General features: G+C 58.9%; 4 protein-coding genes. All 4 read left to right on the forward strand.

Features of this window, described 5'->3' with window-relative positions:
- The first annotated feature begins 272 nt into the window (after positions 1-272).
- The 4 genes from JAB6_RS00530 (at position 273) to JAB6_RS00545 (ending at position 5,156) form a co-directional block, all read left to right on the forward strand.
- On the forward strand, positions 273-1,010 hold the full coding sequence (locus tag JAB6_RS00530; protein ID WP_139143231.1) for an acid phosphatase: 738 nt from the start codon (positions 273-275) through the stop codon (positions 1,008-1,010).
- A 62-nt stretch (positions 1,011-1,072) separates the two neighbouring features.
- Complete coding sequence (locus tag JAB6_RS00535) at positions 1,073-2,551, forward strand: DUF2868 domain-containing protein (RefSeq protein ID WP_070300950.1); 1,479 nt, start codon at positions 1,073-1,075, stop codon at positions 2,549-2,551.
- Positions 2,548-4,038, forward strand: coding sequence for a DUF3482 domain-containing protein (locus JAB6_RS00540; RefSeq protein WP_070300952.1), 1,491 nt, complete (start codon positions 2,548-2,550; stop codon positions 4,036-4,038). The genes JAB6_RS00535 and JAB6_RS00540 overlap by 4 nt, the downstream gene beginning before the upstream one ends.
- A gap of 38 nt (positions 4,039-4,076) precedes the next feature.
- The gene (locus tag JAB6_RS00545) at positions 4,077-5,156 is read left to right on the forward strand and encodes a tartrate dehydrogenase (protein WP_070300954.1); all 1,080 of its coding nucleotides are present in this window, start codon (positions 4,077-4,079) and stop codon (positions 5,154-5,156) included.
- Positions 5,157-5,306 lie beyond the last annotated feature (150 nt).

Below are 5,306 nucleotides of genomic sequence, written 5' to 3' on the forward strand. Positions count from 1 at the left end.
TCGCAGTAAGAGAAAAACCCGTCAAGCAATTGGCGGGTTTTTTTTCGTCTGGGGGGTTTGTTTGACGCTGGTGGTGGTTGTCGGATTACGCGCGTTGCGCTAATCCGACCTACGTGGCTACGTTTATTGGATGGCGGGTAGGTCGGATTAGCGTAGCGTAATCCGACAACTCAGCAGCCAAGTGACAAACAAAAAAAGGCAGCGCTACGCGCTGCCTTTGTCATTTATCACCACATGTTGTGTACGGCGGGCATCGTCATGTTCTCTTCATATTGACACTGTACGATGACTTCCATTCTCATCAAGTAGTGTGTGCACCCATGTTGGCCAAGCTTAAACTCGTCAAAACTCCCAAAGGCATCGATAGCGTCCTGATGCTGTCGGCCATGCTGATACTCTGGATCGGCAATTACAGCAATCTCGACCTCATGATCGCCGACAGTATGTTCGACGGTGCGCGCGGGCAATTTGTCGGTGCTGACAGCGCGTGGGCGAGCAGTTTCCAGCTCTGCATGATCTTGCTTGGCGCCGCCTTGATCTGTTTGGCCGTCTGGGACATCTTGCATCCGCTGGCCTGGCTGGCATCACGCCGCAGCGCCTTGCGCGTAGTGGCATTGTCGGCTATCTTCGTGCCATTAAGCATCTATTTGCTCTCTTCCTTCAGCGACGTGCCCTGTCCCACGGATTTGTTGCGTTACGGCGGACTGGAACCATACACGCGCCTGCTGGAAACGTTGCCGGCCAGCGCATCTGCCATGGCATGCCTGCCCGCTACCCAGGCGAACGCTGCCTGGTGGATGCTCGCCTTGCCATTGTTCTGCCTGCCCGGCCGGCCACGCACGGCGCTGCTGTTCGCCTGCATCATGCTGCTGTGCAGTTTGGCGGCAAGCTGGCAGCAACAGTTGCAAGGTACACAATTCTTTACGCACACCTTGTGGTCTGCCTGGATCGCTTCTTTCCTGATCTATCTGCTGCATCATTTGTTCCGGGCCGAGGACGCGTTGGCCTGAAACACGAAAGTACGTCACAATCTGCCTGTCGAGTTGTCGTTTCATACAAAAACAGGAGCACCATGAACGAGCAGATTGCGAGAGAAGTGGTATTGGTCCGTGCTATCGAGACGGCCGACCAGAAAAAAGAAGTCCTCAGCGAGGACGACCGCATGTATGCCAGCCGCAGCGCGCGTGAGCTTGCGCAGTGGCAAGCTTCGGGCAAGCAGGCCGAAGTGACCGGTGACGATTTCCTGCAGCAGCGTTCCGAGCTGATCATCAAGCGCATCACCGAGCGCACCCCCGCTTTCGCTGCCTTCGCGAAGCGTCGCAACGGCATGAAGACCCTGGCGCTGGTCTTGCCATTGCTGGCCTTGCTGCTGGGCGCCGGGCTCGACCGCATCACGGATCCCCATCGCGTCGACTTGCTGTCTGCGCCCTTGTTGCTGATCATCGCCTGGAATGTGCTGGTCTACCTGGGCTTGCTGATCTGGCTATGCATTCCCTCGCACTCGCTCGGCTGGCCGAAGGCGGGACTGGTGCGTCACCTGAGCGTGGGCCGCCTGGCCCTGCCGCGCAAATTGCCGCACGCCTTGTCTTCAGGTTTGCTCAGTTTCATGGGGGAATGGGCACACTTGAGCGCCAAGCTGACGGCCGCGCGCCTGAGCCGTACCATCCACCTGAGCGCCGCCATGTTTGCCATCGGCGCCGTTGCCTCACTGTATGCCCGCGGCTTTCTGTCGCAATATGCGGCCGGCTGGGAAAGCACCTTTTTAAATCCCGGCCAAGTGCACAGCCTGCTTTCGACCTTGTTTGCACCGGCTATTGCCCTGTTTCATTTGCAAGGTTTTTCGCTGGCGGAAATCGAAGCACTGCGCTTCCCGCAAACGACGACCATCGAAGGTGGCGCGCGCTGGGTGCATTTGTATGCGGCAACCATCTTCCTGCTGGTCGTCGTTCCCCGCCTGATACTGGCCCTGGTCAACAATTGGCGCGCCGCGCGCCTGGCCAAGAACTTTCCGCTGGATCTCGATCAGCCGTATTTCCGCAAGCTTAATGAAAGCATTGGCGTGGCCACGGGTGGCATGCTGCGCGTCTTGCCGTACAGCTTTACTGTCGATGAAGCACGCCACATGGGATTGGGCCAGCTGTCCATCATGCTGTTCGGCGAGCAGGGGCGCATGATGCTGCGTCCATCGATGTCGTACGGCGAAGAGCCGCAGGACGTCTTGCGCGGCACGGACTTGAACGATCCGCAAGTCAATATCACGGCCGTACTGTTCAATCTGACGGCGACGCCTGAAAAGGAAAATCACGGCGCCTTCCTCGATTATCTGGTGCAATCGTCGGCACGCGGCATCGCCGTCCTGATCGACGAGTCCAGCTACCTGGAGCGCGCCGGCGAGCAGGCGGATAACGGCGCGCGCCTGGCGGAACGAGTCGCCCTGTGGCAGCAGTTTTGCCAGTTCCATAAAACCACGGCCACCGTGGTCAATTTGCTCAACCCTGCCTTGCACCCGCTCGATGCAGGTGTCGGCTTGAAAGTATCGGCAGCAGCATGAGTGTGAATGTGAATAAAGATGTGCAGGATGATGCGGTGCAGATTCAATTCGCGCTGATTTCGCACACGAATAATGGCAAGACGACCCTGGCGCGCACCTTGGTGGGCGTGGACATCGGCGAAGTGCGCGACGCCGCCCACGTGACCGTGTTTGCGGAATCGCATACCTTGCTGGCTACGCCACAGGGCGATGCCTTGCAATTGTGGGATACGCCCGGCTTTGGCGACTCCGTGCGCCTGCTCAAGCGCCTGGGACAGTCGGGTAATCCCATCGGCTGGTTTCTGCGCGAAGTGCTGGACCGTTACCGCGACCGCCCGTTCTGGCTCAGCCAGCAAGCGCTGCGCACGGCCAAGGACTCCGCCGACGTGGTGCTATACCTGGTGAATTCCTCGGAGCATCCCAAGGATGCGGGTTACCTGCCGGCGGAAATGAAAATCCTCGCCTGGCTCGATAAGCCGGTGGTGGTCTTGCTCAACCAGATGGGTCCGCCGCGTCCAGGCAATGAGGAACATAGCGAACAGGCGCGCTGGCGCGAACATTTGCAGCAGTATCCGATTGTGCGCGACGTTCTGGCGCTCGATGCCTTTGCTCGCTGCTGGGTACATGAGCGCGTGTTTTATGAAGCCGTGGGTAAATTGTTGCCGCAGTCGCAGCAAGCGGGCTATGCGCGTTTGTTTGCTGCCTGGCAAGAACAGAATACGGCGCGTTTCCGACAGGCCATGCACTTGCTGGCCACGCAGCTGGCAGTGGCCGGGCAGGACCGCGAAGCCATCGAGCCTGTCTCCAAGGGCTTGCTGAAATCGGCCTTGCAGGTCGTGGGCATAGGTAAGAACGCGGAGCAGCAACGCCAGGAAAAAGCCATGGCCAGCCTGGTGGCGCGGCTCAATACGCACAGCGGTATCACCACGCGCGAGCTTTTGATACTGCACAAACTCGACCCGACCGATGCGCATAAGATCAATAGCCGCATACGGGAAAACTTTGCCGTGCGCGCGCCGATCGACAAGGCGCAAGCGGGTTTGCTGGGGGCCATGATTTCCGGTGCCGCGACGGGCCTGTCAGCCGACCTGATTTCCGGCGGCCTGACCCTGGGTACGGGCGCCCTGCTCGGCGGTGTGGTTGGTGCGTTGACGTTTGCGGGCGCAGCCTGGGGCTTTAATTCCGGCACGGACCGTAATGAGCCCACCATGCAATTCACGGATGCCTTCCTGCGTACCTTGGTGGTGGCGGGCGTGCTGCGTTACCTGGCGGTGGCGCACTTTGGCCGTGGCCGCGGCAACTTTGTTGAAAGCGAGGCGCCGGCCTTCTGGCAGGATGAAGTCGAGCAGGCGGTGGCGCGCCACGAGGGCGCATTGGTCGAGCTATGGAAAGAGGTGCGCCGCGAGAAGTCCAATGAACTGGCGGCCGAACGTGTGCAGCCCATCATCACGGCGATCACTGCCGATGTGCTGGCGCGCCTGTACCCGGACGTGGCGCAGCCGATGTAAATACAAGCTTCCATCGCCTATTTCCAACAGGGTATCCCATGAGCACACATAAAATCGCCGTCATCGCCGGTGACGGCATTGGCAATGAAGTCATGCCGGAGGGCTTGCGTGTGATGGAGGCGGCTGCCCGCCGTTTCAATATCGACCTGCAGTTTACGACGATGGCATGGGCCAACTGCGACTATTACCTGGAACACGGGCAAATGATGCCCTCGGACTGGTTTGCGCAGCTCAAGGATTTCGACGCCATCTATTTTGGCGCCGTGGGCTGGCCGGACAAGGTGCCTGACCATATCTCGCTGTGGGGCTCCTTATTAAAATTCCGGCGTGAATTCGATGAATACGTCAACTTGCGTCCCGTGCGGCTGATGCCGGGCGTACCGTGCCCGCTGGCGAATAAAAAGCCGGGCGATATCGATTTTTATGTGGTGCGTGAAAACACGGAAGGGGAATATTCATCCGTAGGCGGGCGCATGTTCGAGGGGACGGAGCGCGAAACGGTGCTGCAGGAATCCGTGTTTACCCGCAAGGGCGTTGACCGGATATTGAAATACGCATTCGAGCTTGCGCAAAGCCGGCCCAAGAAACACCTGACATCGGCCACCAAGTCGAATGGCATTGCCATCAGCATGCCGTATTGGGATGAGCGGGTGGAAACCATGGCCCCGAGCTTTCCCGATGTCCACTGGGATAAATACCATATCGACATCCTGGCTGCCCGCTTTGTATTGAGCCCCGAACGTTTCGACGTGGTGGTCGCTTCAAATCTGTTTGGCGACATCTTGTCTGACCTGGGCCCCGCCTGCACGGGGACGATTGCCATCGCTCCATCGGCCAATATCAATCCGGAGCGGACTTTTCCTTCCGTCTTCGAGCCGGTGCACGGTTCCGCACCCGATATCTACGGCCAGAATATCGCCAACCCGATCGGCATGATCTGGTCGGGCGCCATGATGCTGGACTTCCTCGGCAATGGCGATGCCAATTACACGGCGGCGCATGACGCGATTGTGCGCGCCATCGAGCAGGTGCTTGAGCATGGTTCGCGGACGCCGGACATGGGCGGCAGCGCCAGTACAAGCGATGTGGGCATGGCGGTTGCCGAATTGCTCAAATAAAGCTTGCCGGCCGTGGGTGGCTTTGCTATAGTTCGCCTCCCCAATGAGACGCAGTCACTGCGGCAGTTGAGGATCACCGGAAACGGCGATGTAGTAAAAAGAAGGAGTTGACGGATTTAGCGAAATGCTTCATACTCTTCCTTCTTCGCA

This window comes from Janthinobacterium sp. HH104 (assembly GCF_001758715.1).
In the GTDB taxonomy this organism is placed as follows: domain Bacteria; phylum Pseudomonadota; class Gammaproteobacteria; order Burkholderiales; family Burkholderiaceae_D; genus Janthinobacterium; species Janthinobacterium aestuarii.

Coding starts and splice junctions, on each gene's coding strand:
- JAB6_RS00545 (WP_070300954.1), top strand. CDS start 4,077: ATGAGCACACATAAAATCGCCGTCATCGCCGGTGACGGCATTGGCAAT.
- JAB6_RS00535 (WP_070300950.1), top strand. CDS start 1,073: ATGAACGAGCAGATTGCGAGAGAAGTGGTATTGGTCCGTGCTATCGAG.
- JAB6_RS00540 (WP_070300952.1), top strand. CDS start 2,548: ATGAGTGTGAATGTGAATAAAGATGTGCAGGATGATGCGGTGCAGATT.